The following is a 25,725-nucleotide window of genomic DNA, read 5'->3' on the forward strand; positions in this document are numbered from 1 at the left end:
AATGTCGCCCTGCTTTCCTTAGTTATTCCCATTGTTTGAATTGCCATTTCCACGATTCGTGTCAGACGATTCACCATTGGATTGTCCCTCTAACGGAGTTCCTGAATCATCTCCGTCAGTTGGTTCGTCTGTTCCTTCGCCAGAACCTTCATCTGTTGCCGGTTCATCAGGAGTTTGTTCGCCGGTGGTATCTTCTCCGTTTCCGTCTCCGTTACCATTTCCGTTTTCATTCCCGTTCCCGTTATTTTCGTCTGATGGTTCATCTTCGGAATTTTCCTCGTCAGAAGGGTTTTCCTCTTCTTCCTTTGGCTCTTCTTTCGGTTCGATTGAGTAGCTCGCTTGCGCCGGTGCCGATTGCTGCTCACCCGTCAACGGATTCGTTGCATTCGCGACAATGGTAAACGTTGTGTCTCCTTCGGCCAAGTTTGCAATATTTACACTCGTCTCCCCGGTCGTTCCGACGACTTGCTCACTTCCGTCAGCTGACTTCTGTGTCACTGTGAACGTGACATCCGTATAGCCATCTGCTTGCGCACCATCGAAATCGTATGACCATGAGACAGAACCAGTTTGGGCTTCTTCGTCATAGTTGACACTTGCCCCAGTCGGAGCAACCAACTTCTCAGGTTGAAGATCTTTTGGTTTTGTCCCTTTTACATAGAGTTCATTGCCAAGTGACAAGACTGAGTCCGGACGTTGGAATCGATCCGGTTGTCCCGTCGCATTCGTCACTTGTTGCATCATGTACTCGAAATAGTATTGGGCGTAGTTCGGCTTATTGGCAGTCTCACTAGCACCGCTCACTTTACCCGTCCAAACGGAAATCGAGTAGTCCGTCGTATATCCAGTAAACCACTTGTCTTGCTCATCGTTGGTCGTTCCCGTCTTACCTGCCACGTCCCAAGGGAAGGCACCGGGTTCATACGTCCCGTTCGCACCGCTCACGACATCACGAAGCATGTCCGTCAACATGTATGCCGTATAGTCTTCCATTGCCTGCTTCGCTTTGATTGGCGAATTGATGCTTGAACCGTCATTGAATTCAATTTTTTGAATCAAATGCGGTTTTGTATACATTCCATTCGTCCCAAAGGCAGCATATGCCGCTGCCATTTGAGTCGTGCTCGCTTCAGCGGCACCGAGGGCGTTCGCTTCTAATACTTCCTCTCCGGCGTACATCGGTTCAACGCCGAGGTTTTTTGCAAAGGACTCGATGGCCCCTTGACCAAATTCATCACGAACTTCTTGGAAAGCTCGAACAGCAGGTGTGTTCCCTGAAATCGTTAAGAAATACCGCATCGTGTTTTGACCACGATATTCTTGATAATAGTTGTTTGGTTTATAGGACCCCTCGAGCGGTGCATCGAGTAAGATCTTCCCTGTCGACCATTGTCCGTTCTCGATTCCTGGACCGTAATCAAAGATCGGTTTGGCCGTCGAACCGATTTGACGTTTTTCATTCGAATAATCACGATACGATTTGTCACCTTGTTTTGCCTGTTGACTATCGATGATCGCGACAATTTCACCAGTCTTCGTATTCAATACCGTTGCACCCATGCGGAGTTCGTCGGCCGGGAAGCTTCCGCCTGGAATGTTCACGTTATCCGATTTAATGTCACTATTGAATTTTGTATGCAACTCTTTGTTGATAGACGTATAGACTTTTAAACCTGTTCCATAAATGTCTGACTGTTCTAGACCGTAATCTTCTTCAAGCTCGGCTTGGACTCGTGAATAAATCGCACGTGTGAACGCTTCTTCTTCCGTCTCTTCACCAGGTGAGATGACGTCAGCAATGGCGACATCAAGTGCCTCATTGTACTGTTCCTCAGAAATATGTCCGTCACGTTTCATCGCAGACAGGACTTGCTCTTGACGGTAGCGGGTCAACTCCTGATCACCATTGATTGGATCATAGGCACTTGGACGTTGTGGGAGACCGGCAAGAATCGCGGCCTCTTGATAATTGACCTCAGAGACCGGTTTGTTGAAGTAACGTTTCGATGCAGTTTGCACACCATATCCACCACTACCGTAATAGTTTTTGTTCAAGTACATCTCTAAAATCTGTTCTTTCGTATACTCACGCTCGAGTTTGAGTGCGAGCCATTGTTCTTGCAGCTTACGTTTCAACTTCTTATCTGTCGAAAGGAATGACTGCTTGACCAATTGTTGCGTGATGGTCGATCCACCTTCCGCACCGAAACCGTCTGTCAAGTTGGCAACGACGGCTCCGCCGATTCGACGTAAGTCAATCCCATTATGCTCATAGAAACGACGGTCTTCGATTGACACGACCGCTTGTTGCATCACTTCAGAAATGTCGTCGATTGAGACATACTCGCGAATCTGACCTGCCCCTTCGAGCGGTTCTCCTTCAGCCGAAATCAACTGAATCGGGTACGTATCGACAAGCTTTTCTTCATCTAGCTCTGGTGCCGTCGCAATGGCATATACCGTATAGGCGCCGAATGCGATTACCGCAGCAATAAATAACATCAAGCCTAATAAAAAGATGCGTTTCCACATCGGTTTCTTACTTTTCGTCTTTGGTTGTTTCCCAGTTTTTTTGCGTTTATTCGTCGTCGAATCTTGTCGACGTGCGACCCTACTTCGCTCCATTCATGGTTCACTCCTTCTATTCAATCGAGCCATTGATCGAGCACCGTCAAATAATCAATCGACGGTAAGGCTCTCGTCGGAACTTCAATCGCTTCCTTTTCGATAAAGCTGAGCGGAATCGATTTTCGCCCCGTTAATCGTTGTTCCCACCACCAAACAAGTTGCTCGGTGGTCAATACATATTGCGTATTATAGCGACTAAAGCGGATGATGACAAAACAAATCCCTCCATGACGTTCACACTCACGCATGTGGGCGATTTGGTGGTCATGAAAATTGCCGAGTGGAAACGACGTCTTATTATTCGTTTCTTTCGCTTCAAAGTCAATGTACCTGCCACGATAAACACCGTTGTAATCGGTCGTAGATGCCTGTTTGAAATAGGCTTCCGTTACTTTGGCGGCACTTCGCTTCGGGTAGTCGACTTTGACGATTTGGAGAGGGGTTGGTTTTTTGTGGATGACGGCTCGTTGATGAATCCGATAAAATTCATTCGTTTCATTTAACAGCGTCTCCAAGTTCATTCCGCGATTCGCATAGGTTTGAGAATTCGATGATTGCTTCGAAATTCCTTCCCCCTTTGTTGTCTTTGTCACGTTTGCCTTTTTACCGTTTGGATAATGGAACAATGTCGTCACCCCATACATACATATTAACAGGTCGGTCCACTCGTTCCTTCCGTCTCAGGTCTGATTGTCGACTTCTGTCGGTCGACACTTGTGTGGATTTACCGCAACACATATCGTACCAAACTCCCGTATGTTAAACTAGTATGTAAGCGATTGTGTATCCAAATTGAAAAGCTCTCGTTATGTATATCCCGATTGTTTTTCTATGATAATAGCACCCTTAGTGTTTATCCAAGATGACACACCGATAAACCTCATTGATGTCATTCTCGAAAAAAATGTGCAATACCTGTGCAATAGATTGACCAAATCACCATTTGGAAATAAAATAGGATGCTTAAAGACGTTACTGTTAATCCGTTTTGGAGGGATTGGATGGAAAGTGGAAAGAAGTATGTCATGTTCGTCGACGAGACAGGTACGCCGAAGGGGAACACGCAATTTAACTTGACGGGCGTGCTGATGGAATATAAGTATTCAATCGATGCAGACGAAACTGGACTACCGTGTGAATTGAAACGACGTCTTCAGGCGTTCAAACGAGATGTGTTCAAAACGGAGCATATCCCACTTCATTTAAAAGAAATTTTAAAAGCGGAACATCCTTACGGAAAAGAAGATGGGATCACGATTGATATGTTGCGCGACTTTTGGGATAAACTCCCTGAATTTTTGCGAGGAATCGACTGTACAATCGTCAGTGTCGAGGTCGATAAACAGAAGCTTCATGACTTTTATTCGACGCCCAAAGATCCGTATGTCGTTGCGTTCGCTCACCTGATGAAGTCATTCTATGCGTTTTTAGAAGAAACAGAGGCAGTAAGTGCCCGTGTCGTCCTGGAATCCCGAGACGATTATCAGAACTTACTGATTCAAAAAGCATTCTTTGATATTTTCAACTCAGGTACCGTTCATTTAGACGTTGAAAAGAGCCGTCAAAAAATCAAAGGCTTCATCTTCTCTGAGAAGCAGAACACGATGTATCAATCTGGGTTAGAAATCGCGGACCTTGTCTGTCTGCCACTTTCTCGCGTTCGTCGTGGCGTGATTGAAGTGAAACCACGGTTCGTCCATTATGGGGACGAGAACCGAATCTTTAAGGCCATTAAGGACAAAATTTACATCCGTAAAGAAAGTCCGGACCAAGATTTCCGAAACTGGGGCTTCAAAAAAGTGCCGATCACGAAAAAACGTCGCGAATGGAGCGACCATCCTTGGAATCATTAAGCAAAAACGCATCGACACCTTGCGTGTCGATGCGTTTTTTATGTGGTGACTTTCTGTGACTTCATTCGTTTCTTTCCTTCACGGCACATATGCAAGAGTGGGCATGCCTCACAGCCTGGGCGTTGTGCCTTGCAATGATATCGTCCGAAGAAGATGAATTGATGATGAAGTTGTGACCATTCCTCGCGTGGAAACTTTTTCATTAATGTATCCTCGACTTGGCGGACATTGTCTTTCCAGCGACAAATACCGAGACGTTTGGATACTCGTTCCACATGCGTGTCAACCGCAAACGCCGGTTCATGGAATGCAACAGAAAGGACGACATTGGCTGTCTTACGACCGACTCCAGGGAGCGCCTCCAACGATGCTCGGTCAGAAGGGACAATTCCACCATGCTCGTTCACAATTTTTTCTGAGAGTGCTTTTACATTCTTCGCTTTGTTACGGTACAGACCAATCCGTTTAATCAATGCCTCAATCTCAGACACGTCAGCCGCTGCCATCGCCTCGACAGTCGGAAACGCTTCAAACAATCCTGGTGTCACCTTGTTGACGAGCGCATCCGTCGCTTGTGCGGAGAGCGCGACGGCGACGACCAATTCGAATGGATTTTGATGCGTCAACTCGCAATGAGCATCCGGGAACATCTGCTTCATCGTATCTGACACTTCCTGTAATTGTGCTCGCGTCAACATCACTTATTCCTCCGTTGATATTCCACGACATCCTCGAGCGATTCGACATGATGATCTTGCCAAACACGCAGGATTTTGTCCATGTATTTGAAGTTTCGCACGTTTCGAAGTTTCGCTTCCCGAAGCGCGGCCATGATGAGTTCCTCGCTAAAGCCATCTTCCGTCATCCAGCCGACGATTTGTTCAATCTCGAACGGGGTGATCGTTCCGAATTCCCGCTCAAACGTATGAATGATATTCTCATTCAGTGTCTGCTGGGGCGCAACTTTCTCTTCCCCTTGTAACGCTTCGAAAAGTGGCAATAGGCTATATCGCTCACCATCACTTGAAGCGTCAATGGCGATCAACTCTTTTTGCAATAGACCGAGGAGTACTGATCGCGCCTCATTCTCCGAAACATTCAAGCGTTTCCCTAACTCGCTCGGGAGCGGCATGACGATGCCTTCCCCAGCCATTTCAAGAAGATGGACAATCAGACTGAACTCGACGGGTGACAAGTCGAGGCGTCTCGCATCGGTGAACAGCTTTCGTGGAATGACGACCGGACTTTGTTCGAATAATTGAATCAATTGATGTGCATCCATGTCGCACTTCCTTTCTAAGACACATCAATCGGGGAGGACATGACGTCTTCCCCGATTAATCGTTAAGGGTGAATTCGGTTTAATAAACGTGGGAATGGAATCGCTTCACGGATATGTTCGATTCCACTGATCCATGCGACTGTACGCTCGAGACCAAGTCCGAAACCAGAGTGTGGGACCGAACCGTATTGACGAAGTTCAAGGTACCAATCATACGCATCCGTTTCGTCGAGACCTTCTTTGATGATTTCTTCTTTTAGACGATCGTAGTCGTCCTCACGTTGAGATCCCCCGATGATTTCACCATATCCTTCTGGAGCAATCAAGTCTGCGCACAGAACGAGTTCTGGGTTCTCAGGGTCTACTTTCATATAGAACGGTTTGATTTCTTTTGGCCAATGCGTGATGAATACCGGCTGATCATGTGCGTTGGCAATCGCCGTCTCGTGCGGTGCACCGAAATCATCCCCGTATTCAATGTCATCGAATCCTTCTGCCTTCAAGAACTTGATGGCATCTTCGTAACGAACGCGTGGGAACGGCGCTTGTACTTGTGCCAATTTCTCAAGGTCACGTCCGAGTAGTTCCAATTCATTTTTACAGTTCGCAAGTGCCGACTGTGCAATGTATGAGACGTACTGCTCTTGAATCTCGAGGTTCATGTCATGATCGACAAATGCCATCTCCGGCTCGATCATCCAGAACTCAATCAAGTGACGACGTGTTTTTGATTTCTCCGCACGGAACGTTGGACCGAATGAGAATACTTTTCCGAGGGCCATCGCAGCGGCTTCCATGTACAATTGCCCCGTCTGAGAAAGGTAGGCCGACTGACCGAAATAGTCTGTCTCGAACAATTCTGTCGTCCCTTCCGGTGCACTGCTCGTAAGGATTGGCGGATCGATTTTGACGAATCCTTCTTTATTAAAGAATTCATACGTCGCACGGATGATTTCGTTACGAACTTTCATAATCGCGTGTTGGCGACGTGAACGGAGCCATAAGTGACGGTTGTCCATCAAGAATTCCGTTCCGTGTTCTTTCGGTGTGATTGGATAATCAACCGATTCCGCAATCACTTCTAAATCTGTCACTTCCAATTCAAATCCGAGTGGTGTACGTCCACCATCAGATTTGACATTCCCTGTGACCCAAACCGACGTTTCTTGCGTGATCCCTTTGGCAAGTGTAAATAACTCTTCCGCCACATCAGCTTTTACAACGACCGCTTGAGCAAAACCGCTACCGTCACGTAATTGAAGGAAAGCAATCTTTCCACTTGAACGTTTGTTGGCAATCCACGCGCCTACACGGACAGATTGGCCTTCATAGTCTTTAAATTGGTTAATCGAAATAGTTGTCATGTTCATTTCCATCCTTTCGCTTATCGAGCGCGCTTCGTAACGAAGTCTTCCACTCGATCGAGCGCTTCTAATACGCGTTTTAATTCAGTTGCATAGGATAATCGTACGTAATCGTCTTGTCCGAAGCCAGAACCAGGCACGAGTGCCACATTTGCTTCTTCAAGAACAGCTTCACACCAAGCATCGACAGTGTCATAGCCACTCTCTGTGGCCGCGACCTTCGCGTTGGCATATAAGTAAAATGCACCTTGCGGCTTCAAACACGTGATGCCAGGAATTTTGACGAGACGGTCGTAGACGATTTCAAGTCGTTCCTCGAAAGATTGACGCATCATTTCCACATCTTCTTGTGGTCCATTGTATGCCTCTACCGCAGCCGCTTGTGCGACAGATGTCGGGTTGGATGTCGAGTGTGAGGCCAAGTTCGTCATCGCCCCGATGATTCTTGCGTCCCCAACGGCATATCCGATTCGCCAACCTGTCATCGCGTGAGATTTCGAGACACCATTGATAATGATGGTGCGTTCACGCATATTCGGAAGGGTCGCAATCGATACGAACGACGCATCACCGTAAATCAACTTTTCGTAAATCTCATCGCTGACGACGAGAAGATTGTGGCGAAGAACGACATCGGCGAGTGCCTGTAGCTCTTCTTTCGTATAAATCATCCCCGTCGGATTGGATGGGCTGTTCAAGATGACGGCCTTCGTACGAGCAGTGATCGCACTTTCGAGTTGCGTTGGCGTCAATTTAAATGACGTCTCTTCATTCGTGTCGACCAAGACAGGTTCCCCGTCCGCCAATTTGATTTGTTCCGGATAACTGACCCAGTATGGGGCTGGGACAATCACTTCGTCCCCTTCATCTAGAATAGCTTGGAACAAAGCGTAAAGGGCATGTTTCGCACCTGAAGCCACCATCACCTCGTTGCGTTCGAACGACAATCCACTATCGCGTTTCGTCTTTTCAATGATGGCATCTTTCAACGCGACTGTCCCGCCAGATGGCGTGTATTTTGTGTCTCCATCTCGAGCGGCTTGACAAGCAGCATCGATGATTCGTTCTGGTGTGTTGAAATCAGGTTCACCCGCGCCGAGACCAATGACATCTTTGCCTGAAGCTTTCAGTGCCTTCGCCTTAGCTGTAATCGCTAAGGTAGTCGATGGTGTGAGTTGTTTTACACGTTTCGCTAATAGATGTTTCATCATAATCCCCCTCTAATTCATTACATTTGATCGGTCAATTGGACCCGTCGAATAAATTCTCCGGCCTGAAGCGTATAGTACGAATACGTATAAGACGCATCCGCTTTCGTGACCACTTCGATGAGTGCCCGTTCGTCAAAACCAACCTTACAGCTGACCAGTTGTCCGCCTGTCTCCTCAACCGACTTCGAACAGACGTCAGTAGCGTCCACTTCACCGATTTCTCGTTGCTCGATCTCCAGCTTTTTATCCAATGGGACAAACCAAATGGACTCCCCGTCTACTTCTGGGAAGACGACATACGCCTCTGTCCCATTGAACAGTTCTCCCTGACCCACTCTCGCGTCTGGAGATTCTTCAGCCAATCGTGCCATCGCCGTTTCGACGAGCTTTTCTTTTTGATTCTCTGTATGACCGATGGTGAATCGATACATCACGCTAAAGACAAGGACGACACCAATCAGTGCCGCCAGTAATGAGACGATCCATTTTGCCTTTCTGGTCATTCTGTACGATAGATGGTGAAGACCATCTCTTCCTTCTTCGGATCGTTCACTTTCTTCTCAAGTGACAAACCGAACATTAAATCCTGACTCTTTAAGGTCCGATTCAATAAGTCGACAATTTTGTAGACGTCCGCAGTCGGTTCGATGCGCACGCTCGCCAGCGTCTCAATATTCGAGTTCATATTGACTCCTCCTCCAAAAACACTATACGTATCATTATAAAACGATAATATCGTGATGCCTAGCGTTATCTGTCATTTCGTGCCACAGACTTTTCCTTCTCGTCTAAGAACAACTCTAACTCGGATAACGACGTTTCAAGCGTTCCTTCAATCCGGTCAACTTTAGGCAAGCTGTTGATGAACTGTTTGCCGTAACGTGTCGTCTCCACACGCCGGTCGAATACGAAGACGCCACCATAATCCCCTTTCGATCGAATCAATCGACCGACACCTTGTTTGAAGCGAATGACCGCTTGGGGCAGGGATAACTCAAAGAACGGTGATTTCCCCATCGCTTCAATTTTCTCAGAACGAGCTTGCGTGATCGGCTGGTCGGGCGGTGCGAAGGGAAGTCTTACAATGACAAGGCATGTCAACGCCTCCCCCGGAATATCGACACCTTCCCAAAAACTAGCTGTTCCAAAGAGAATCGACTGTTCCATCCGTTTGAACTGTTTCGTCAAGCGGCTACGCGAGCCGCCGCTCACACCTTGTGCGAGAAGTGTATAAGACGGGTCAAGATGGTCTTTGACTTGTTCATAAGTGAGTCGAAGCAATTCGTTTGATGTGAACAAGACGAGCATCCTTCCTTTCGTCACGTTCGCGATTTGGACAATCGACTGGGCCGTCTGATCGACGAACTGAGGGAGCGGTACTTCATTGATCAACGGGAAGTCCGACGGTACAAACAGTTTGGCCTGTTCTTTGAAGTTGAATGGCGACGGTAAGACGACTCTTCGGACCGGTTCTCCTTCTAATCCGAGGCGTCGTTCCATAAAGCTGAACTTCCCTGAGACCGTCATCGTCGCTGATGTTAAGATTGTCGGTCGCTTCTTAAACAGACGTTCATGCAACAGCGGTCCGATTTCGACCGGTTGGGTGTACACCGAGGTTAATTTCCGATTTCCTAAATTCAGTTCGACCCAGCTGACCGCATCATCGTCACGCGTCAGCATCGTCTCATAGATGACACTCTCGAGTTCGCGCACGTCTCCAATCAACGTTTTTAAATCACCGAGAAGGGCGCGCTGTTTGAACGTCATATGTTCTTTACGTTCATCGAGCAGGCGATGAAGATGTCGGAGTGACGTCCGCAACGTCCGTAGTTTGTCCTCGAGTCGATTGGCCACTTCTCGAATTGGTCTAAACGTTGCGCCTTCCCGCTCGAAACGAACCGTTTGTCGAGGCTCTTTTTTCTTACCTAACGATTGAAGAGACGTCAGAAGATCTTCGAGTTCTTCCTCGACCCGAGCAAGGGCCGAATCGATCTGTTGACTGAATGCCTCTGCCTCTTCGGTTACAGATGTCAAATCGGCTAGCTGGATAATGCGAGAATGGAATTTGCCATCCGCTCCGTAGCCGAACCATTTGAAGAGACGGTCAAATTGAATCGCATCAAATGTCACACCGAAATGATGAGAGGCCACTTCTTCGACTTGATGGGCCTCATCTAATACGAGAGGCGTGTCCGTCGGTAAAATGCCTGCCTGATGCTGTAAGTCCGAGAACAGTAAGGCATGATTGGTCACAATCAGGTCCGCTTCTTTCGAGCGCAACACGGCTTTCGTGAAAAAGTCACGGCTATACCACGGATCGAACCGTCCAAAATCACTTGAAGCATCTGCTTGAATCAAACGCTTGAACGAAGCGGGTCCTTGTGTCGCTGAGCCCGGAAATGAAAGTTCCTCTAAGTCCCCGGTCTCGGTCTCAGTGAGCCAGACGAGCACCATCGCTTTACACATCGATGCCAAAAGACCATCATTCGATTCGTCGAGCACCATCTCGAACTTGCGTAAATCGATATAATTGCGTCTTCCTTTCAACAACGTGAATTCAATCTCAGGAAAAATCTGACGAATAACAGGCAAGTCTCGATTTAACAACTGTTCTTGCAATTGAATGGTATGCGTACTAATGACGACCGGGCGTTTCGTCTCGAGGGCATGGTGGGCACTCGGAATCAAGTACGCAAGCGTCTTACCCGTTCCCGTACCCGCCTCGACTAACAATGTTTCCTCATCGTCTAACGCTTTATAGACGTGACGCATCATTTCGAATTGACTCTGTCTCGGTTCAAACTGATCAAACAGTGAAGGGAGCGTCTCTTCAATCGTCCGCAAAAGGAACGGCTCGAACGGTTCACGTTCTGTCGCCGGGACGAACGCATCTACCGGTCGTCGTAACGCAATTTTGCGGTGGATATCAAAACGGGTTTCGTCGTCTGGACGAATCCCAACCTCAAGGATGATCTCATCGAGTAACGGTTCGATATGACTCGTCCATGATTCTGATAACTCTCGAAGTCGTTTCAGCGTCACCATCGGTAAATCGCGCAAACGGTCGAGCATCCGGATGAAGAGCTCTGCCGTCGCCTCTGCATCACTGAGTGCCCGATGTGCGTCTGTATGTACGAGGTCAAACGTATCCGATAGCGCTTCTAACGCATGGCTCTCTAAAGTCGGATACAGGATACGGGCCAATTCGACTGTATCAATAGCTCTCCCTTGAAACGCAAGGTAACCCGCTTGTTCAAGACTCTCGTTTAGAAAAGTTAAATCAAATGCGACGTTATGCGCGACAAATACCCGTCCATCCAGCATTTTCCAAATGTCGGGAATCACATCTTCAAATGTAGGTGCGTCACTTACATCTTCGTCACTAATCGTTGTCAATTGCGTAATAAAAGGTGGGATTGGTCGACTCGGTCGAATCAAGGTGCTGTAGCGTTCAATCACTTCGCCCTCTTGTACGACGACCGCCGCAAACTCAATCAATTCATCTCCGGACTTAACGGAATGACCCGTTGTCTCTAAATCCACAATCACATACGTGTCCATAACATCCATCCCATCTTTGGCACGCTCGTGCTTTCTGTCTGTCTCATCTTACCATAGAACGAATAACGAAAAAACGGGGATGCCTCTGTCGACACCCCCGAATCCTTCACAAAATTGTATGAGCAATCTCTTCGTAAAGAAGTTGATCGACCTCATTTTGTTCGTTCAACACGGCTACTTTTGGACGATGCGTTTTCGCCTCTTCCGCTGTCATTTGACCGTACGCCATGATGATGACCACATCACCGACCTGGAAATGACGTGCTGCCGCACCGTTCAAACAAATCACGCCTGACCCACGTTCCCCTTTGATGACATACGTCTCGATGCGAGCACCATTATGGTTGTTCGTAATGTGTACATGTTCATTCTCCATGATGCCGACCGCATCCATCAAATCCTCATCGATTGTAATCGAACCGACGTAGTGTAAGTTTGCTTCTGTCACTGTTGCTTTATGAAGCTTTGCGTGCATAAATGTACGAATCATTGGATTCATCCCTTCTTCCAAATCACATTATCAATCAATCGGGCCCGTTCAAACTGAATGGCCACCGCTAACAAGAGTTCAGTCGAGTCGCTCGAGACGGCACCGAGCGTCGGGTAATCGACAAGCTCGACGTAATCGATTTGACTGTTCGGAATCTCGTTCAAACGTTCAGTCAGCTGTCGTTTTACTTCATCAACTTGTTGACCTGCATCGAGTGCCTCTCGCGCCATCGTCAATGCGCTGAAGATCCGACTCGCCTCTACCGTTTCGACATCTGACAAGTAGACGTTTCGAGAAGATTTGGCTAGTCCTGTCTCCTCACGAATAATCGGGCAGCGTCGAATCTCTACCGGTACGAAATAATCTCGGACATATCCTTCAATCAATGCCACTTGTTGGGCATCCTTTAGACCGAAATAAGCGCGTGTCGGTTGAACAAGGTTAAATAATTTCGAGACGATTGTCAACACACCATCAAAATGGCCGGGACGACTCGCCCCACATAATACGTCCGCCCCGTGACGAACGGTCACTCGCGCCATATCAAGGGGATACATCGTCTCCGTCGTCGGATAGAACAGTACATCGACTCCCGCTTCACGTGCCAACTTCTCATCCCGTTCAAAGTCGCGGGGATAACGGTCGAGATCTTCATTCGGTCCGAACTGTGTCGGATTGACAAAAATACTCATGACGACGACGTCATTTTCCCGTCGCGCGTTTTCAACGAGGCTCATATGTCCTTCATGCAAATATCCCATCGTCGGCACGAACCCAATCGTTTGATTCGTTGGTAAAGCACTGCGTAATTCTTCGACGGTCGATACAATTCTCATCATTTTCCTCCATACAACGAGTCGAGCAACGACTCATCCATTGTGAACGTATGACGTTCTTGTGGGAAGTGACCGTTCTTCGTCTCTTCGACATAAGAGCGGATGGCATCCGTCGCCACTTCATTCACGTCTGCATACGCTTGGACAAATTTAGGGAGACGGTCCACCCCATATTTCAATACGTCATGATAGACGAGCACTTGGCCGTCGACATCTGCACCTGCACCGATTCCGATGACCGGAATCGTCAGCTCTTCTGCGATCCGTTTTGCCAATTGATGAGGGACACACTCAAGGACGAGCATCTTCGCGCCAGCACGCTCCGCAGCCAAGCTGTCTTGAAGGAGTGTCTCGGCAGCCTCAAGGGATTTCCCTTGTACTTTATATCCTTCTAGGACGCCAACCGATTGAGGGGTCAACCCTAAATGGGCGACACATGGCATGCCGACTTGTGTCAAACGCTCAATCGTCTGAAGCACTTCACCGGCCCCTTCTAGTTTAATGGCGTCCGCACGACCTTCTTGGAATAAGAGCGATGCTGCCTGTAACGTTCGATCGAAGTCTCCGTGATATGACGCAAACGGCATATCCACCACAACGAACGTATGTTGTGCTCCTCGGCGTACGGCTTTCGAATGATGAAGCATGTCCTCCATCGTCACTGGAATCGTCGAATCATAACCAAGGACGACCATTCCGAGTGAATCACCTACTAAAATCAAATCGACCCCTGCCGATTCGGCAAGTTTGGCTGACGGATAATCATACGCCGTCAACATGACGAGCTTTTCCTGCTCGTTCATCTTTTTTAACAATGTAGTCATCGTGTGCATCTGTTTCTCCTCCTAAACGTGGAGACAGGAAAGAATAAACGCCCTCTTACACAGATGGCAAGAAGGCGCACGAAAAACAAATTCATGGTTTTCATGAGTTAGTGTCCTTCTGTCCCTGTCATAATGATCAAGGCAGACAACTGAATGTGACAGTCTGCAAGCGCGGTACACTTCAAAAATTGATAGCGTCCGACACATTAAGTATAGTCGATGGTCTCGCTTTCATCAATCATTCCACACTGCAATCTCAGCAGAATAGACCGGTTCGACCGTTCCATCCACTTCGAGTAGCAACGCCCCCTCGTCCGAGATGCCACGCATGACACCTGTTCGCGACGTCCGGGACCCACTCAAGGTGACCGACTCATTTAAATAGGCGGCATGTTTCATCCAGTTCAAGCGAACGGGCGCAAATCCCACGTCAAGGAACCGATCGTATTCGGTCTCGAGTTCTGCCAACAGTTCTGCCAATAACTCACTGCGATGATACCGCGTCCCGGTCTCTAAATACAGGGAGGTCGCCCGGTGCGCCAACTCCGTCGGAATGTCATCGCCGTTGACATTCATTCCAAACCCTAAAATGACGGCTTGGATGCGGTCACCTTCCGTTTGCATTTCTGTCAGAACGCCTCCGATTTTCTTGCCATTTAGCAGTAAATCGTTTGGCCATTTGATGGTCACGTCAAGGTCACGTGCATTCAACGCTTTCGCAAACGCACTCGCCGCCATCAAGGTAAGCTTTGATGCGTCGCGAATGGGCAACTCCGGCCTTAAAATCACACTTGCCGCGATATTGACGTGCTTCGGATTGTACCAATTTCGACCGAGTTGTCCGCGCCCTGCCGTCTGTTCCTCGCTCATGACGAGCGTCCCCTCTGGCACGTGTTGTTGCGCCAGCTCATGGGCGATTCGTTGTGTCGTGTCGATTTGGTCAAACGCATGGACGATTTGACCGAACCGTCCCTTCCGATATGACGCAAACGCCGGTTCATCGAATCGGTCACTTTGCTCAAGCAATTGGTATCCTTTTCTTGGGATCGTATGAATCGCATAACCGTCTTGCTTAAGCGTTTCGATATGTTTCCAAATAGCGGTACGTGAAATATTTAATTGACGGGCCAACTCTTGGCCACTCCATACTTCACCATCTTGTAATAGCGTCAGAACACGCCCGCGCGTTGAAGCCATCGTTTCGCCTCCTCTTTCAATACTGTCTCATGGTTCGGTAACTCGTTTAAGATGACGCGTCGTTCGAGGTCGGCTAACAGATGCTTGATCGCTTCCCCTCGTGCCCCGAGCGCTAAGGCGTCCCGGCCGTTAAACTTTAACTCTTTCCGTGACGTCATCGGGAGCGACTGTTTCAGTTCACGGCTTCGGTCTCTCTCCCCGTTCATTCGGAAATAAGTGGAGAGCGTCTGTTCATCCGTCGCATAAATCGTCATCCGGTCAAGCCCTGTCTCACAGAGCTGTGCAAGTGTGCGTGCCTCCCGTTTGATGGCGTTCGACCGTTTCCATGGCGATAGCCAGCCGTCATCCTGTGCATGATAGAGAAAGAGTGCCCACCCGCTGACCGCGTTCACAGGGGTCCGATTGTCCTCTTGGACACGCTGCATCAGTTCGGTCGTCACGTTTGGTAAATGACGATGAATGCCGAGCTCGACCATCTCACCTAGTGCTTTCTTATACGCAGGTCCCGTCAACAGTTTCTCGAATTCGATTGCGATACGCTCCATCGCAATCTGTTCGAGCTTATGACCGAGCCCGCTCGCCGCTTCCCGCAACTCGTCATGTAAGGTGAAGTCGAGCTGTGACATGAAGCGAAGCGCGCGCATGATGCGAAGCGCGTCCTCTCCGAACCGTTCAAACGGACTGCCGACTGTTCGGATGATTCGTTCCTCTAAATCATGTTGGCCACCGAATAAATCGACCACTCGCCCATCATGGAACGCCATCGCGTTCATCGTGAAGTCCCTTCGTAATAAATCCTCTTCAAGCGACACCCCGAGTGCGACATGGTCCGGTCGTCTCGAATCCGAATATGACCCTTCTGAACGGAATGTCGTCACTTCGAACGGATGGTGGTCGAGAATGACCGTGACGGTCCCATGTTCAATACCGGTCGGAACCGACTTCGGGAACAGCGCCATCACCTCCTCCGGGAAGAGGGACGTCGCCAAATCGATATCATCGGGCAGACTCCCGAGCACGTAATCCCGAACAGCACCACCGACGATATACGCCTCGCCCCCATGCTGTTCGATGGTGTCGATGATTTGTTTTGCGTATTCCCATTCTGTCATGATGTCACCACCTGTTCATACAAGCGCTCATATTCGGTCACGATGTCATGTGAGGCGAAACGCCGGGATTTCACCAATCCATTTTGTCGGAACCGTTCTCGTAGCGAACGATTGGTCAAGAGCCGCTCCATCGCAGAGGCGGCCTGGCTCGCATCCCCTTTTGGAACGACGAAACCGTCCTCACCGTCCGTGATCACTTCAGGTAGCCCGCCCGCATCGCTCACGACAGAGGGCACACCTGTCGCCATTGCCTCGAGCGCTACGAGACCGAACGCCTCCTTGTCTGATAACAGGACGTGAACGTCACTGATTGCCAGAAGTGCGGCGACTTGTTCTTGTTTCCCGGCAAAAATGACCTGCTCTTCAAGCCCCACTTCCGTCACGAGTCGACGCATCGCACCCATGAGCGGACCGTCTCCGACGAGCAATAGTTTCTTATTCGGAACATCCATCTGATCGAACGCCTCAAGGACGAGGTCGACGCGTTTGACAGGACGGAAGTTTGAAATGTGGATGGCGACCCGGTCCTCATCCGACAAGCCGTACCGTTCCCGGAGTGTCGGGTCGAGTTGAGGCGTATACACCGATTCATCGATGAAGTTATGGATGACTTGGATCGGTAAATCACTGGCAATCCGCTCTTCTGTCTCTCGTTTCAAACTATGCGAGACCGCCGTGATCGCGTTCGATTGGCGCAATCCATAAAGAATGGCCGGTTTCAGTTCCTCGTCCTCACCGAGCACGGTAATATCGGTCCCGTGTAACGTCGACACGATCGGAGTCTTCACTCCCGCCATCTCGCGACCAAGCGCGGCACAAACGGCATGCGGTACGGCATAGTGTGCATGGATGACATCAAGCCCGAACGATTGGATGACGCTCGCGATTTTCGCTGAGAGCGTCATGTCGTACGGCGGATACCGAAAGACCGAATATTGATTGATTTCGACTTGATGGAACGTGATATTCGGGTGATAGGCGTTCAAACGAAACGGCATGCTGCTCGTAATGAAATGAACGTCATGTCCTCGGTCCGCAAGCTTCATGCCGAGCTCTGTCGCCAATATCCCAGAGCCTCCGACCGATGGATAACACAGAATCCCAATCCGATATGTCATGCGAGCTCACCTGCCTGTTTTACGACATACGGTCGAACGCGCTTCAAGCCTTCCGCATAAGCGACGCCAATCAAGCTCCCAAAATGGCGTTCACGGGCGATGACCCGTTCCACGTACGCATCGGTGAGCGGTGTCTTCACCCCATCGACGGGGGTGAACTGACTCGCGTAACATTGAAGCGCCCGTGTCTTCACTTCGATCGTGTCACTAATATCCACGCACACATCCGGTTCGACGTGAGCATTGATCATATATTGGTACACACTTTCCGGACGATATGCCTCGAGTTCGGGTAAGTACTTCCGAATCCCGGCATTAAACAGCGCCTCTGTCACGAGATGGGCGCAGGCCGCATGGTCCGGATGGCGGTCGACCTCATATGGATAGAGCAAGTGGGTTGGGCGCTCACGGCGAATCAAGGAAACGATTGCCTCGAGCTGCTCTTCTCCCCCGTCAATCCCCCGGTCTTTAAATCCTAGATTGATTCGACGGACACCAAGCACGTCATCAGCCGCACTTGCCTCCTGTCGTCTCGTTTCTACATCACCATTTGAAGAAAGTTCCGCTCTCGTCAAATCGACGTACACGACCTCAGTCTTCTCTTTCGTCCATTGGGCGGTCATGCCGGCGATCCCGATTTCGATATCGTCCGGATGTGCCCCGATGGCTACTACTTTCATCTACATCACCTCTTCTTTGAAAAGTATAGCCGACTCGTTTCTGAATGTCATATGTTCAGGGTAGTCAATCGAACTGTTTTTCGAGTACTCTATCTAAGGGGAGGTGAACCTGATGACGGTACAATTACCGATTCGTGTTCGAAATATTATTTTTATCTTAATAGGTTCTTTTATTTTTGCATTCGGCGTTTATCACTTCAACGTCCAAAACAATTTGGCCGAGGGTGGGTTCACCGGGATCACACTGATTCTCCGCGGACTATTTGATATCTCACCTTCTGTCACGAACTTGGCACTAAACATACCGCTCTTTTTCATGAGTTACAAGTTGTTAGGTCGAACGACTTTCGTTTATACACTAATCGGGACGTTCTCCTTTTCACTTTGGTACGCACTCATCGCCAAGTATTCGACGCTCGTCATCGACTTGACGGATGACATGGTGCTCGCCAGTTTGTTCGCCGGTCTCTTCATCGGAGTCGGTCTTGGCATCATCTTTAACAATGGCGGGACGACGGGCGGCGTCGATATCATCGCGCGACTCGTACAACGCTATATCGGCTGGTCGATTGGGAAGACGTTTCTCATCTTTGACTTCTTTGTCATCGTCCTCAGTTTGACATACCTCGACATTCGTGAGGCGATGTACACGCTTCTCGCCGTCTATATCGGGGCACGCGTCATCGACTCGATGCAAGAAGGAACGTATGCCGGTAAAGCGGCGATGATCATCAGTGACCACCGCACTGCTATCGCCGACGGTATTCATGCGACGATGAACCGGGGCACGACCCGACTGCTCGCGAAAGGCGGTTATTCGAACCGAGAACTCGAGGTCTTATATGTCGTCGTCGGCCGTAACGAAGTGAACCGTTTGAAGACAATCGTCAAACAGATCGACCCGCATGCGTTCGTCACGTTCCATCACGTGTATGAAGTCGGGGGCGAAGGGTTTACGTTCGATGAAAATCGGATGCCTTTGAAATAAGCAAAAAAATCGCCTCGTTCACAGGGATGAACGGGCGATTTTTTATGGTTCGATGTGGAGCACCTCGACTTGAATCGTACCTCCTGGCGTTTCCACTTGAATCATTTGCCCCATTGTCGCACCCATCAAACGACGACCGAGTGGCGATGTCACGGATATGCTTCCTCGTTCTAGATCCGCTTCTGCCTCACTCACGATTCGATAGCGCTCGGTCTCTACTTGTTGTAGTTCCCGAATCACGACCTGATTTCCGAACGTCACGACTTCCGAACGTTCCGATATAACGATGATCGCGTCATCAAGGAGGTGATTCAGTTCTAAAATATCCGCCTCGATCCGTTCATATTCATGTACCGCTTCACGATAGGTGACGTCTTCACGGAAATCACAAAATTTTCGAGCCGTCCGTATCCGTTTACGCGCATCCGTTCGCTCTTTTTTTAGCCTCACAAGTCGATTTGTCAATTGGTGATGACCTGTCTCTGTCAGTTGCGGTTTCATTGACAACAATTCCTTTCGTCAAAAAATTAAAAAATCCCGCCTACCGACGGGATTCCATTCAATCCTATTCCTCACGTGGCATAAAGACGATGAGTGCCAAACGAATGAGTTCGGCAACCGCAACGAGCGTTGCAGCGACGTAAGTCCAAGCCGCGGCATTCAACACTTTACGTGCACCAGTCTCTTCTGTCGCCGTCACGATTCCGTGAGACGTCAATTGCGCCATCGCTCGTTTCGATGCATCGAACTCGACCGGTAACGTGATCAACTGGAACACGACCGCCCCGAGCATCATGATGACACCGAGTTGAGCCAACCCGAGTGCCCCGAATAAGAAACCACCGAGCAACAATGGGAAAGACAAGTTCGACGTGATGTTGACGACCGGAACAAGACTATGGCGGACGCGCATCATCTTATAGTCTGTCGCATCTTGAATGACGTGACCGATCTCGTGCGCAGCGATCGCGGCAGACGAGATTGTCGACCCTTGATACACTTCGCGAGACAAACGAACGACTTTATTGACCGGGTCATAGTGGTCGCTCATGAGTCCATCGACCATTTCGATTCTCACGTTGTGCACACCGTTTTGTTTCATGATGAAATCAGCGACCTGTGCACCTGTGACACCGCTTTGGAGCGGTTGTTTCAAAAACTGCTTATACGTACTTTTCACTCGCATCTGGGCCCATAAGGGGATGAGCATGATCAGTGCAAGATAGAAAATATAGCCACCTAATGACATTTTCTATTTCACCTCTGCATGTATTTGATAATTTGATTTTACATTCTTATGACCTTATTTTCAAGCGATGGGCGTAGTACGAACGCATATCCCATAAAAAAACATAATCCGGTCAACCAGAAAGAGCCGTAGCCGATCCACATGATATGTTCCGCGAGTGACGGATAGCGCGGCCATTGACCGAGCACATAATCGACGACGTCATTATGAATTACCCAAATCAATGAACAGACAAACGAAGTAATGGTCCATTTCATGAATGGTGCGTAGATGAGTGCTTGAATCGCCATCGCACCATGAGAGACCATCAACATGACAGCCATCAAGATGCTCAAGGTCGGCGCATCCGGTGGTAACGTACCGAGATACATGATGTTCATGATTACGGCCCAGACCCCGTATTTGACCAACGTGATGAAGGCGAGTGTCTCGAACAACGGGGAGCGCTTGTTAGCTAACCAAAGTCCGAGAACAATCGTAAAGAAAAATGATGCCGTCGGACTATCCGGTACGAACAGCCAATAGATGTACGGTGTGTCACGCAATTGAGGCTCATACCAGATATATCCGTAAATCGTCCCTCCCAAGTTGATGATCAATAAAACAGTCAGTACAATCCGATGCATCAAGAACGGTTTTAAAAACATGGGGTTCATTATCTCAATCCTTTTTCTTCAGTTTATCGTATGCGTCGTGCAGAAGTAAAAAAGTGTAGCCCGATATCCAGGCTACACTTGAAGACTTACTTGTTATTTTCGCCGCCTTCACCGTATGAAGCGATGAACTCAGACATGGCTTGGAGATCTTCATCTGAACCGTCCCACTGACCAGCTGGCATCGTACCGACACCGTTGACCGCGATTTCCGCGATCTCTTCGGCCGTATACTGCGTTCCGACGAGTGCTGGAGCCGCTGCTCCACCTTCTAGGTTTTGACCGTGACAGTTGACGCAAGATTGAGCCGAATAAATCTCATATCCTGGAGCCGCTGTATCGATTTCAGGACCTTCACCTGGAATTTGAAGCTCACCTTGTGCATGGACTTGATCCCAGTGTGTCGTTTGAACAGATTCCCAAGTCAAGTAGAAGACCGAGAGAATTCCAAGTAACATGAAACTGATCGCGACTGGTCGTTTCGCCGGTCGACGCTCAAGACCTTGGTCAAGCCATGGTGCAACGAGAAGTGCCGTGAACGCCAAACCTGGAATAATGACTGTGCCGAGTAAGATCCAGTCCCCAGCAGCGAATTGATATTTGAGTAATTGATACAAGAACAAGAAATACCAGTCCGGCAACGGAATGTATGACGTGTTCGTTGGATCGGCGATATTTTGAAGCGGTGGTGCCTCGACAATTGTCAAAGCGATGAATCCGATCAAGAAGACCGACCCTACCATCCACTCTTTGAGCAAGAAGTTCGGCCAGAACGCCTCTGTGCGTCCTGGGTATTCTGAATAGTCTTTTGCAATGTTTTGTTTCCGATTCGAGATTCCTACTCGAGAGTCGGTTACAAATTTCATCCCTTTACCGCGATGCATATCGTTTCTCCTCCTTTTTCTCCTCGAATCGGCTTATAGCGGTCCAGAAACCCCTTGTTTACGAATCATCAAGAAGTGGGCTCCCAACAGTCCGAACAATGCCGCCGGTAAGAAGAAGACGTGAATTGCGAAGAATCGTGCGAGTGTGCTCGCCCCGACAATCTCACCACCAGCGAGAAGTGTCTTCGCAATACCACCGATAACCGGTACACTTTCAGCGATTTGAAGCGTAACTTTTGTTGCGAACAATGCCTTCATGTCCCATGGAAGCAAGTATCCTGTGAGTCCGAGCGCCAAGACGACGAAGAACAAGAGAACACCGACGACCCAGTTGAGCTCACGCGGCTTCTTATACGATCCTGTGAAGAACACGCGGAGCGTATGTAAGAATAACATGACGATGGCTACAGATGCGCCCCAGTGGTGCATCCCACGAACGATTTGTCCGTGTGCGATCTCATTTTGCAAATAATACACCGACGCGTGCGCGTTGATGATATCTGGTACGTAATACATCGTCAAGAACATCCCTGAAAGGATCTGGATGACGATTGTAAAGAACGTCAAACCGCCAAAACAATAGACAAATGCAGAGAAGTGATGAGCAGGGTTGACGTGTTCCGGTACTTCATGGTCTGCGATATCGCGCCAGAGCGGTGTGATGTCTACGCGTTCATCGACCCAGTCATAAATTTTTTGTAACATCGGCTAGTTCCCCCTCTCATTACTGAGCGACTGGACTACCTAAATATAGGAAGCCGTCTTTTTCTTCTTTTTCATAACGTGCAAGTGGTGCTGTCGGTGGTGTACCTGGGATGTTCGTTCCATCTTTTTCATAACGTCCCAAGTGACATGGACAGAAGAATTCTGTTGGACGAGTCGGGTCACCAGCGTAGGCTACCTGACAACCTAGGTGTGTACAAATCGGAGAAAGCGCGACAATCTCGCCACTATCTGTTTTGTAAACCCATGCTGAAAGCGTTTCTTCAAATTCATACCAAGCATCTTGTGTTTGTTTCTTAAAGTCGACACGTTGCGGCTCAGTCGTGATGTCATCAAGACTCATTACTTTTACTTTGTCGCCTGCACCGGATTTTTTCAAAACCGGATCGATCGCAAAGTTGACCATCGGACTGATCAATGTTGCCGCCATAAAGCCACCTACTCCAGTCAGTGTGTACGTTAAGAACTGACGGCGCGTGACTTTTGACCCATTTTGAGCCATTTCGTTCCCCCCTCATTCGTGTGCATAACCCCATAATTCTTTATGCATTCTTCACAAAAATTTCTCACTCAACAAAATAGTATATCAATAAAACCTCTACGTCAACCGCTTCATGTCGCCATCCAACGGCTCGAAAGTTCCGTGATGACTTGCGTCGCAAAATTCTGGACCATCGTGTGCGCCTGATCGCTTGACATCGATCCAAGCGCGAGCGGCGGTACGAACAAAACCGGCAAATCAAATGCTTTGAAACGGACGTCTGACGCGATAAACAATACGTGAGAAAATCCGGATGAATTTGCTTTCGCCACCACATCCTGCGCCAACTTCACACCAGCTTCCACATCGGTGTAACTGATGGTCGGGCTGAGCATCGTTCGACCAGATAATTGACGTTCTGTCTCAGCCGTGACGGCATGAATCACTTCATAGCTTTCGGCTTTACGAACCATATCTTCACCAAACGCCAATTCTGCGAGCGGAACGATGAGCGTATCGACGTATTGTCGTTCGGCAATCGAGCGGAGTGCCCCTTGACTATCGAACCTCATCTTTTCCCTCCTCTCCTTCATATCTCATCATGTCTATTGTAGCGTACATGACTTCGCTCACCTTTCAAAGTTATGAACGAACTGTGAAATAAATGTGTATTCCTACGTAATTAATATACCAAAAAACAAGCGCCTACCGGAACGGAAGCGCTTGTTTTATTCAAAATAATTTAGATGCTCGCACTTGATGAAGTTGAGTCGTCAGATTGCGGAATAAATTCTCGTCTCGTCGGTCGAGCGCTTTATCGATTTCAATCAGCAATCGCTCTTCTTCAAATTGAGCAACCGATGCTTGAATGACCGTTTGAGCAGAGGAAGAGACTTCGTCTCTCACTTCTGCCACTGGTTCAAACGGATTCTGTTCGACGATGTCGACCCAGTTCTCATCGATCATCATGCCTTGAAAATTTAACTCTACATAGATTGGCCCATCGTGTAGACGGATGTCATGATAAGCCTTCTCAGGATTCATGGTCACAAGGTCTCCCCGTCGGTATCGAAACGGTTCACCGTCAAACCCGTACGCTGTCATCACGAGACTTCGTGGTGAGACTGAAGCGTTTGTCACGAAATGAACGTTGCCAAGCTTTTCAGGATGTCTTAACCAATAGTCAAGAATCCACTTTGCTTCACGTTTCCGAAGCGTATGATGAGCGACGAATCGCTTCAAAAAATTACGTTTCCGCTCGACCATCTGACCTCATTCCCTTCCCTTATTCATTCTACGTCATCAGACAATTGTTCGAGCTGTTCTTCGAGCAATTGGCGATCATCGAGATCGACCACCAATGCAAGCGATTGCTCGACCACACGTCGCGCATCTTGTCTACGACCTTCCTCTATCAACAGTGTAGCCCATTCCGTCACAAATGACACGTCCTCTTTCATCATCGGCTCAATTGAGGCATACAGACTGACCGCTTCGTCATACGCTTCGAGCTCATATTTCGCCTTCGCCTTGTACCATGTCATGAGCGGCGACGTCGTATGATCTTCGAGTGCATCGATGGTTTCGAGAACGTCATCGAATTCTCCTGCTTCAAATAAAATCGACAAGAGCAATTCTGTCGCTTGTAACGATTCTGGATTTAACACGAGCGCCTCACGCAGTTCTTTAATGGCACCGTCCCGATTTCCGAGTTTGAGAAGCAGCCTTGCTTTGACGTGCCGCAGTTCATCATTATAATCGTCGCGCGTGATGCCTTGATCGACGATCTCGATGGCCTCTTCCGTTTGCCCGATTGCATCGAGTGCCTCGGTATAAGGCAAGTAGAGCGACGTGAAGTCTGGGTCCATCGCCTGAAGCTCTTTGAACTGCTTGATCGCAACTTCCTCACGTCCGATCCGATGAGCCGTCATCGCATGACCGAAGACGGTGTTCAAATCGCGATGTGTGGCCCGCTCGTATTCCTCGAGCGCCTCTTCAAACGATCCGACCATCGTGAGGGCCTCCGCGTAATCCGCTTGATAGTCGATTTCAGCCGGCAACTTCATCTTCGGAAGACGCGCATAAAGTGGAATGGCTTGTTCAAATGAACCGGTCGAGGCATACAATTCAGCCAATCCATAGATGAGTAAAGGTTCATCCGAATTTTTCTCGAGCGCCTCCATCAGTTTCTTCACTGCCACTTCATCCAATCCTTGCGATTGATACAGGTCAGCGAGGAGGACGAGGCTCCTCACTTGCGTATCTGCGTCATCCGATTTGATTTTTTCAAGCACGGCAATCGCTTCCTCTTCACGGTCACTATCTAAATACGCTTCCGCCAGCGATAAGGCGACATTCGGGTCTCCCTCATAGTCGACGTATAGCTTTGAGAGAACAGCTGTCGCCCGGTCGGCAAGACCTAACTCTAAATAGAGGTCGGCGATGGCTAAACGGTCATCATCCGACCCTTCCTTCTCAAGTTCTTCTAGATGCATGAGTGCATGTTCCGTCTCACCTGACTCAAGCATCTCGATTATATGTGTTAAAGCTGATTCATCTAGCATGGTTCGTCCTCCTGGGCTTCGGTTTGT

27 protein-coding genes are annotated in these 25,725 nt (G+C 48.8%); 2 read left to right on the plus strand and 25 right to left on the minus strand.

The features are described 5' to 3' along the window. Window positions 1-18 precede the first annotated feature (18 nt). Window positions 19-2,625, minus strand: a complete 2,607-nt coding sequence (locus KNO61_RS04850; protein WP_214872700.1) for a transglycosylase domain-containing protein — start codon at window positions 2,623-2,625, stop codon at window positions 19-21. Between the two features lie 20 nt (window positions 2,626-2,645). Beyond that, window positions 2,646-3,272 carry a Holliday junction resolvase RecU gene (recU, locus tag KNO61_RS04855; RefSeq protein WP_214731043.1) on the minus strand — a complete coding sequence of 209 codons (627 nt, stop codon included), beginning with the start codon at window positions 3,270-3,272 and terminating at the stop codon, window positions 2,646-2,648. Window positions 3,273-3,629: 357 nt separating this feature from the next. On the opposite strand from recU, the gene KNO61_RS04860 reads away from it, so the two are divergent. Continuing rightward, a complete protein-coding gene (locus KNO61_RS04860) occupies window positions 3,630-4,481 on the plus strand; it encodes a DUF3800 domain-containing protein (protein ID WP_035387865.1) in 852 nt (283 codons plus the stop codon). Between the two features lie 38 nt (window positions 4,482-4,519). Here KNO61_RS04860 and nth read toward each other — a convergent pair whose 3' ends face one another. The 14 genes from nth to bshB1 form a co-directional block, all read right to left on the minus strand. Next, window positions 4,520-5,179 carry an endonuclease III gene (gene nth / locus KNO61_RS04865; protein WP_074037165.1) on the minus strand — a complete coding sequence of 220 codons (660 nt, stop codon included), beginning with the start codon at window positions 5,177-5,179 and terminating at the stop codon, window positions 4,520-4,522. Beyond that, window positions 5,179-5,763 (minus strand): DnaD domain-containing protein, encoded by a 585-nt coding sequence (locus tag KNO61_RS04870; protein ID WP_214688842.1) that lies wholly within the window; start codon window positions 5,761-5,763, stop codon window positions 5,179-5,181. The genes nth and KNO61_RS04870 overlap by 1 nt, the downstream gene beginning before the upstream one ends. Window positions 5,764-5,825: 62 nt before the next feature. Continuing rightward, window positions 5,826-7,127, minus strand: a complete 1,302-nt coding sequence (gene asnS, locus KNO61_RS04875) for an asparagine--tRNA ligase (protein WP_031423961.1) — start codon at window positions 7,125-7,127, stop codon at window positions 5,826-5,828. Between the two features lie 20 nt (window positions 7,128-7,147). After that, complete coding sequence (locus KNO61_RS04880; RefSeq protein WP_078146756.1) at window positions 7,148-8,335, minus strand: pyridoxal phosphate-dependent aminotransferase; 1,188 nt, start codon at window positions 8,333-8,335, stop codon at window positions 7,148-7,150. Window positions 8,336-8,355: 20 nt separating this feature from the next. Continuing rightward, window positions 8,356-8,841, minus strand: a complete 486-nt coding sequence (locus tag KNO61_RS04885) for a hypothetical protein (RefSeq protein ID WP_214872702.1) — start codon at window positions 8,839-8,841, stop codon at window positions 8,356-8,358. Continuing rightward, entirely contained in the window at window positions 8,838-9,023 is a 186-nt protein-coding gene (locus KNO61_RS04890; RefSeq protein ID WP_015881492.1) for a YpmA family protein, read from the minus strand. The genes KNO61_RS04885 and KNO61_RS04890 overlap by 4 nt, the downstream gene beginning before the upstream one ends. Before the next feature lie 65 nt (window positions 9,024-9,088). After that, window positions 9,089-11,899 (minus strand): ATP-dependent DNA helicase DinG, encoded by a 2,811-nt coding sequence (gene dinG, locus KNO61_RS04895; protein ID WP_214872704.1) that lies wholly within the window; start codon window positions 11,897-11,899, stop codon window positions 9,089-9,091. 106 nt (window positions 11,900-12,005) lie between these two features. Beyond that, window positions 12,006-12,389 carry an aspartate 1-decarboxylase gene (panD, locus tag KNO61_RS04900; protein ID WP_015881490.1) on the minus strand — a complete coding sequence of 128 codons (384 nt, stop codon included), beginning with the start codon at window positions 12,387-12,389 and terminating at the stop codon, window positions 12,006-12,008. Window positions 12,390-12,394: 5 nt separating this feature from the next. Continuing rightward, on the minus strand, window positions 12,395-13,225 hold the full coding sequence (gene panC / locus KNO61_RS04905) for a pantoate--beta-alanine ligase (RefSeq protein WP_214684451.1): 831 nt from the start codon (window positions 13,223-13,225) through the stop codon (window positions 12,395-12,397). Then, on the minus strand, window positions 13,225-14,058 hold the full coding sequence (panB, locus tag KNO61_RS04910; RefSeq protein ID WP_214684452.1) for a 3-methyl-2-oxobutanoate hydroxymethyltransferase: 834 nt from the start codon (window positions 14,056-14,058) through the stop codon (window positions 13,225-13,227). The genes panC and panB overlap by 1 nt, the downstream gene beginning before the upstream one ends. Window positions 14,059-14,283: 225 nt before the next feature. Continuing rightward, window positions 14,284-15,246: a biotin--[acetyl-CoA-carboxylase] ligase gene (locus tag KNO61_RS04915; RefSeq protein WP_214684453.1), complete on the minus strand. Its 963-nt coding sequence runs from the start codon at window positions 15,244-15,246 to the stop codon at window positions 14,284-14,286. After that, window positions 15,219-16,358, minus strand: a complete 1,140-nt coding sequence (locus KNO61_RS04920) for a CCA tRNA nucleotidyltransferase (protein WP_078146750.1) — start codon at window positions 16,356-16,358, stop codon at window positions 15,219-15,221. Before KNO61_RS04920 ends, KNO61_RS04915 begins: the two co-directional genes overlap by 28 nt. After that, window positions 16,355-17,476 (minus strand): N-acetyl-alpha-D-glucosaminyl L-malate synthase BshA, encoded by a 1,122-nt coding sequence (bshA, locus tag KNO61_RS04925; RefSeq protein ID WP_214872705.1) that lies wholly within the window; start codon window positions 17,474-17,476, stop codon window positions 16,355-16,357. The genes KNO61_RS04920 and bshA overlap by 4 nt, the downstream gene beginning before the upstream one ends. After that, entirely contained in the window at window positions 17,473-18,156 is a 684-nt protein-coding gene (gene bshB1 / locus KNO61_RS04930; protein ID WP_015881484.1) for a bacillithiol biosynthesis deacetylase BshB1, read from the minus strand. Before bshB1 ends, bshA begins: the two co-directional genes overlap by 4 nt. 112 nt (window positions 18,157-18,268) lie before the next feature. Between bshB1 and KNO61_RS04935 the strand changes: the two genes are divergently transcribed. After that, a complete protein-coding gene (locus KNO61_RS04935) occupies window positions 18,269-19,144 on the plus strand; it encodes a YitT family protein (RefSeq protein WP_015881483.1) in 876 nt (291 codons plus the stop codon). A gap of 42 nt (window positions 19,145-19,186) precedes the next feature. Here the strand turns inward: KNO61_RS04935 and KNO61_RS04940 are convergent, their stop codons facing one another. The 9 genes from KNO61_RS04940 to KNO61_RS04980 all read right to left on the minus strand — a co-directional run bounded on the left by KNO61_RS04940 (window position 19,187) and on the right by KNO61_RS04980 (window position 25,698). After that, on the minus strand, window positions 19,187-19,645 hold the full coding sequence (locus KNO61_RS04940) for a GreA/GreB family elongation factor (RefSeq protein WP_214684454.1): 459 nt from the start codon (window positions 19,643-19,645) through the stop codon (window positions 19,187-19,189). 64 nt (window positions 19,646-19,709) lie between these two features. Further along, on the minus strand, window positions 19,710-20,393 hold the full coding sequence (locus KNO61_RS04945) for a zinc metallopeptidase (RefSeq protein WP_015881481.1): 684 nt from the start codon (window positions 20,391-20,393) through the stop codon (window positions 19,710-19,712). A gap of 38 nt (window positions 20,394-20,431) precedes the next feature. Then, window positions 20,432-21,049, minus strand: a complete 618-nt coding sequence (locus KNO61_RS04950; RefSeq protein WP_214872706.1) for a DUF1405 domain-containing protein — start codon at window positions 21,047-21,049, stop codon at window positions 20,432-20,434. An 86-nt stretch (window positions 21,050-21,135) separates the two neighbouring features. Then, entirely contained in the window at window positions 21,136-21,930 is a 795-nt protein-coding gene (locus KNO61_RS04955; RefSeq protein WP_015881479.1) for a menaquinol-cytochrome c reductase cytochrome b/c subunit, read from the minus strand. 33 nt (window positions 21,931-21,963) lie between these two features. Then, window positions 21,964-22,635 (minus strand): menaquinol-cytochrome c reductase cytochrome b subunit, encoded by a 672-nt coding sequence (gene qcrB, locus KNO61_RS04960; RefSeq protein ID WP_015881478.1) that lies wholly within the window; start codon window positions 22,633-22,635, stop codon window positions 21,964-21,966. A gap of 19 nt (window positions 22,636-22,654) precedes the next feature. Further along, window positions 22,655-23,155: a QcrA and Rieske domain-containing protein gene (locus KNO61_RS04965; protein ID WP_015881477.1), complete on the minus strand. Its 501-nt coding sequence runs from the start codon at window positions 23,153-23,155 to the stop codon at window positions 22,655-22,657. Between the two features lie 110 nt (window positions 23,156-23,265). Then, complete coding sequence (locus tag KNO61_RS04970; protein ID WP_015881476.1) at window positions 23,266-23,706, minus strand: YpiF family protein; 441 nt, start codon at window positions 23,704-23,706, stop codon at window positions 23,266-23,268. Between the two features lie 160 nt (window positions 23,707-23,866). Next, a complete protein-coding gene (locus KNO61_RS04975) occupies window positions 23,867-24,400 on the minus strand; it encodes a ReoY family proteolytic degradation factor (protein ID WP_015881475.1) in 534 nt (177 codons plus the stop codon). Window positions 24,401-24,423: 23 nt separating this feature from the next. Beyond that, the gene (locus KNO61_RS04980; RefSeq protein ID WP_214872707.1) at window positions 24,424-25,698 is read right to left on the minus strand and encodes a tetratricopeptide repeat protein; all 1,275 of its coding nucleotides are present in this window, start codon (window positions 25,696-25,698) and stop codon (window positions 24,424-24,426) included. Window positions 25,699-25,725: the final 27 nt, after the last annotated feature.

Source organism: Exiguobacterium sp. s140 (assembly GCF_018617035.1).
Lineage (GTDB): Bacteria > Bacillota > Bacilli > Exiguobacteriales > Exiguobacteriaceae > Exiguobacterium > Exiguobacterium profundum.

What these genes read in the sequence shown, in the direction of transcription:
- KNO61_RS04945 (WP_015881481.1), bottom strand. Translation starts at nt 20,393, where the DNA reads ATGTCATTAGGTGGCTATATTTTCTATCTTGCACTGATCATGCTCATC.
- recU (WP_214731043.1), bottom strand. Translation starts at nt 3,272, where the DNA reads ATGTATGGGGTGACGACATTGTTCCATTATCCAAACGGTAAAAAGGCA.
- KNO61_RS04980 (WP_214872707.1), bottom strand. Translation starts at nt 25,698, where the DNA reads ATGCTAGATGAATCAGCTTTAACACATATAATCGAGATGCTTGAGTCA.
- KNO61_RS04880 (WP_078146756.1), bottom strand. Translation starts at nt 8,335, where the DNA reads ATGAAACATCTATTAGCGAAACGTGTAAAACAACTCACACCATCGACT.
- KNO61_RS04955 (WP_015881479.1), bottom strand. Translation starts at nt 21,930, where the DNA reads ATGCATCGCGGTAAAGGGATGAAATTTGTAACCGACTCTCGAGTAGGA.
- dinG (WP_214872704.1), bottom strand. Translation starts at nt 11,899, where the DNA reads ATGGACACGTATGTGATTGTGGATTTAGAGACAACGGGTCATTCCGTT.
- KNO61_RS04885 (WP_214872702.1), bottom strand. Translation starts at nt 8,841, where the DNA reads ATGACCAGAAAGGCAAAATGGATCGTCTCATTACTGGCGGCACTGATT.
- nth (WP_074037165.1), bottom strand. Translation starts at nt 5,179, where the DNA reads ATGTTGACGCGAGCACAATTACAGGAAGTGTCAGATACGATGAAGCAG.
- KNO61_RS04965 (WP_015881477.1), bottom strand. Translation starts at nt 23,155, where the DNA reads ATGGCTCAAAATGGGTCAAAAGTCACGCGCCGTCAGTTCTTAACGTAC.
- KNO61_RS04915 (WP_214684453.1), bottom strand. Translation starts at nt 15,246, where the DNA reads ATGGCTTCAACGCGCGGGCGTGTTCTGACGCTATTACAAGATGGTGAA.
- KNO61_RS04975 (WP_015881475.1), bottom strand. Translation starts at nt 24,400, where the DNA reads ATGGTCGAGCGGAAACGTAATTTTTTGAAGCGATTCGTCGCTCATCAT.
- KNO61_RS04940 (WP_214684454.1), bottom strand. Translation starts at nt 19,645, where the DNA reads ATGAAACCGCAACTGACAGAGACAGGTCATCACCAATTGACAAATCGA.
- KNO61_RS04870 (WP_214688842.1), bottom strand. Translation starts at nt 5,763, where the DNA reads ATGGATGCACATCAATTGATTCAATTATTCGAACAAAGTCCGGTCGTC.
- panD (WP_015881490.1), bottom strand. Translation starts at nt 12,389, where the DNA reads ATGATTCGTACATTTATGCACGCAAAGCTTCATAAAGCAACAGTGACA.
- panC (WP_214684451.1), bottom strand. Translation starts at nt 13,225, where the DNA reads ATGAGAATTGTATCGACCGTCGAAGAATTACGCAGTGCTTTACCAACG.
- bshA (WP_214872705.1), bottom strand. Translation starts at nt 17,476, where the DNA reads ATGACATATCGGATTGGGATTCTGTGTTATCCATCGGTCGGAGGCTCT.
- asnS (WP_031423961.1), bottom strand. Translation starts at nt 7,127, where the DNA reads ATGACAACTATTTCGATTAACCAATTTAAAGACTATGAAGGCCAATCT.
- KNO61_RS04920 (WP_078146750.1), bottom strand. Translation starts at nt 16,358, where the DNA reads ATGACAGAATGGGAATACGCAAAACAAATCATCGACACCATCGAACAG.
- KNO61_RS04970 (WP_015881476.1), bottom strand. Translation starts at nt 23,706, where the DNA reads ATGAGGTTCGATAGTCAAGGGGCACTCCGCTCGATTGCCGAACGACAA.
- KNO61_RS04935 (WP_015881483.1), top strand. Translation starts at nt 18,269, where the DNA reads ATGACGGTACAATTACCGATTCGTGTTCGAAATATTATTTTTATCTTA.
- KNO61_RS04850 (WP_214872700.1), bottom strand. Translation starts at nt 2,625, where the DNA reads ATGGAGCGAAGTAGGGTCGCACGTCGACAAGATTCGACGACGAATAAA.
- KNO61_RS04950 (WP_214872706.1), bottom strand. Translation starts at nt 21,049, where the DNA reads ATGAACCCCATGTTTTTAAAACCGTTCTTGATGCATCGGATTGTACTG.
- bshB1 (WP_015881484.1), bottom strand. Translation starts at nt 18,156, where the DNA reads ATGAAAGTAGTAGCCATCGGGGCACATCCGGACGATATCGAAATCGGG.
- KNO61_RS04860 (WP_035387865.1), top strand. Translation starts at nt 3,630, where the DNA reads ATGGAAAGTGGAAAGAAGTATGTCATGTTCGTCGACGAGACAGGTACG.
- qcrB (WP_015881478.1), bottom strand. Translation starts at nt 22,635, where the DNA reads ATGTTACAAAAAATTTATGACTGGGTCGATGAACGCGTAGACATCACA.
- KNO61_RS04890 (WP_015881492.1), bottom strand. Translation starts at nt 9,023, where the DNA reads ATGAACTCGAATATTGAGACGCTGGCGAGCGTGCGCATCGAACCGACT.
- panB (WP_214684452.1), bottom strand. Translation starts at nt 14,058, where the DNA reads ATGCACACGATGACTACATTGTTAAAAAAGATGAACGAGCAGGAAAAG.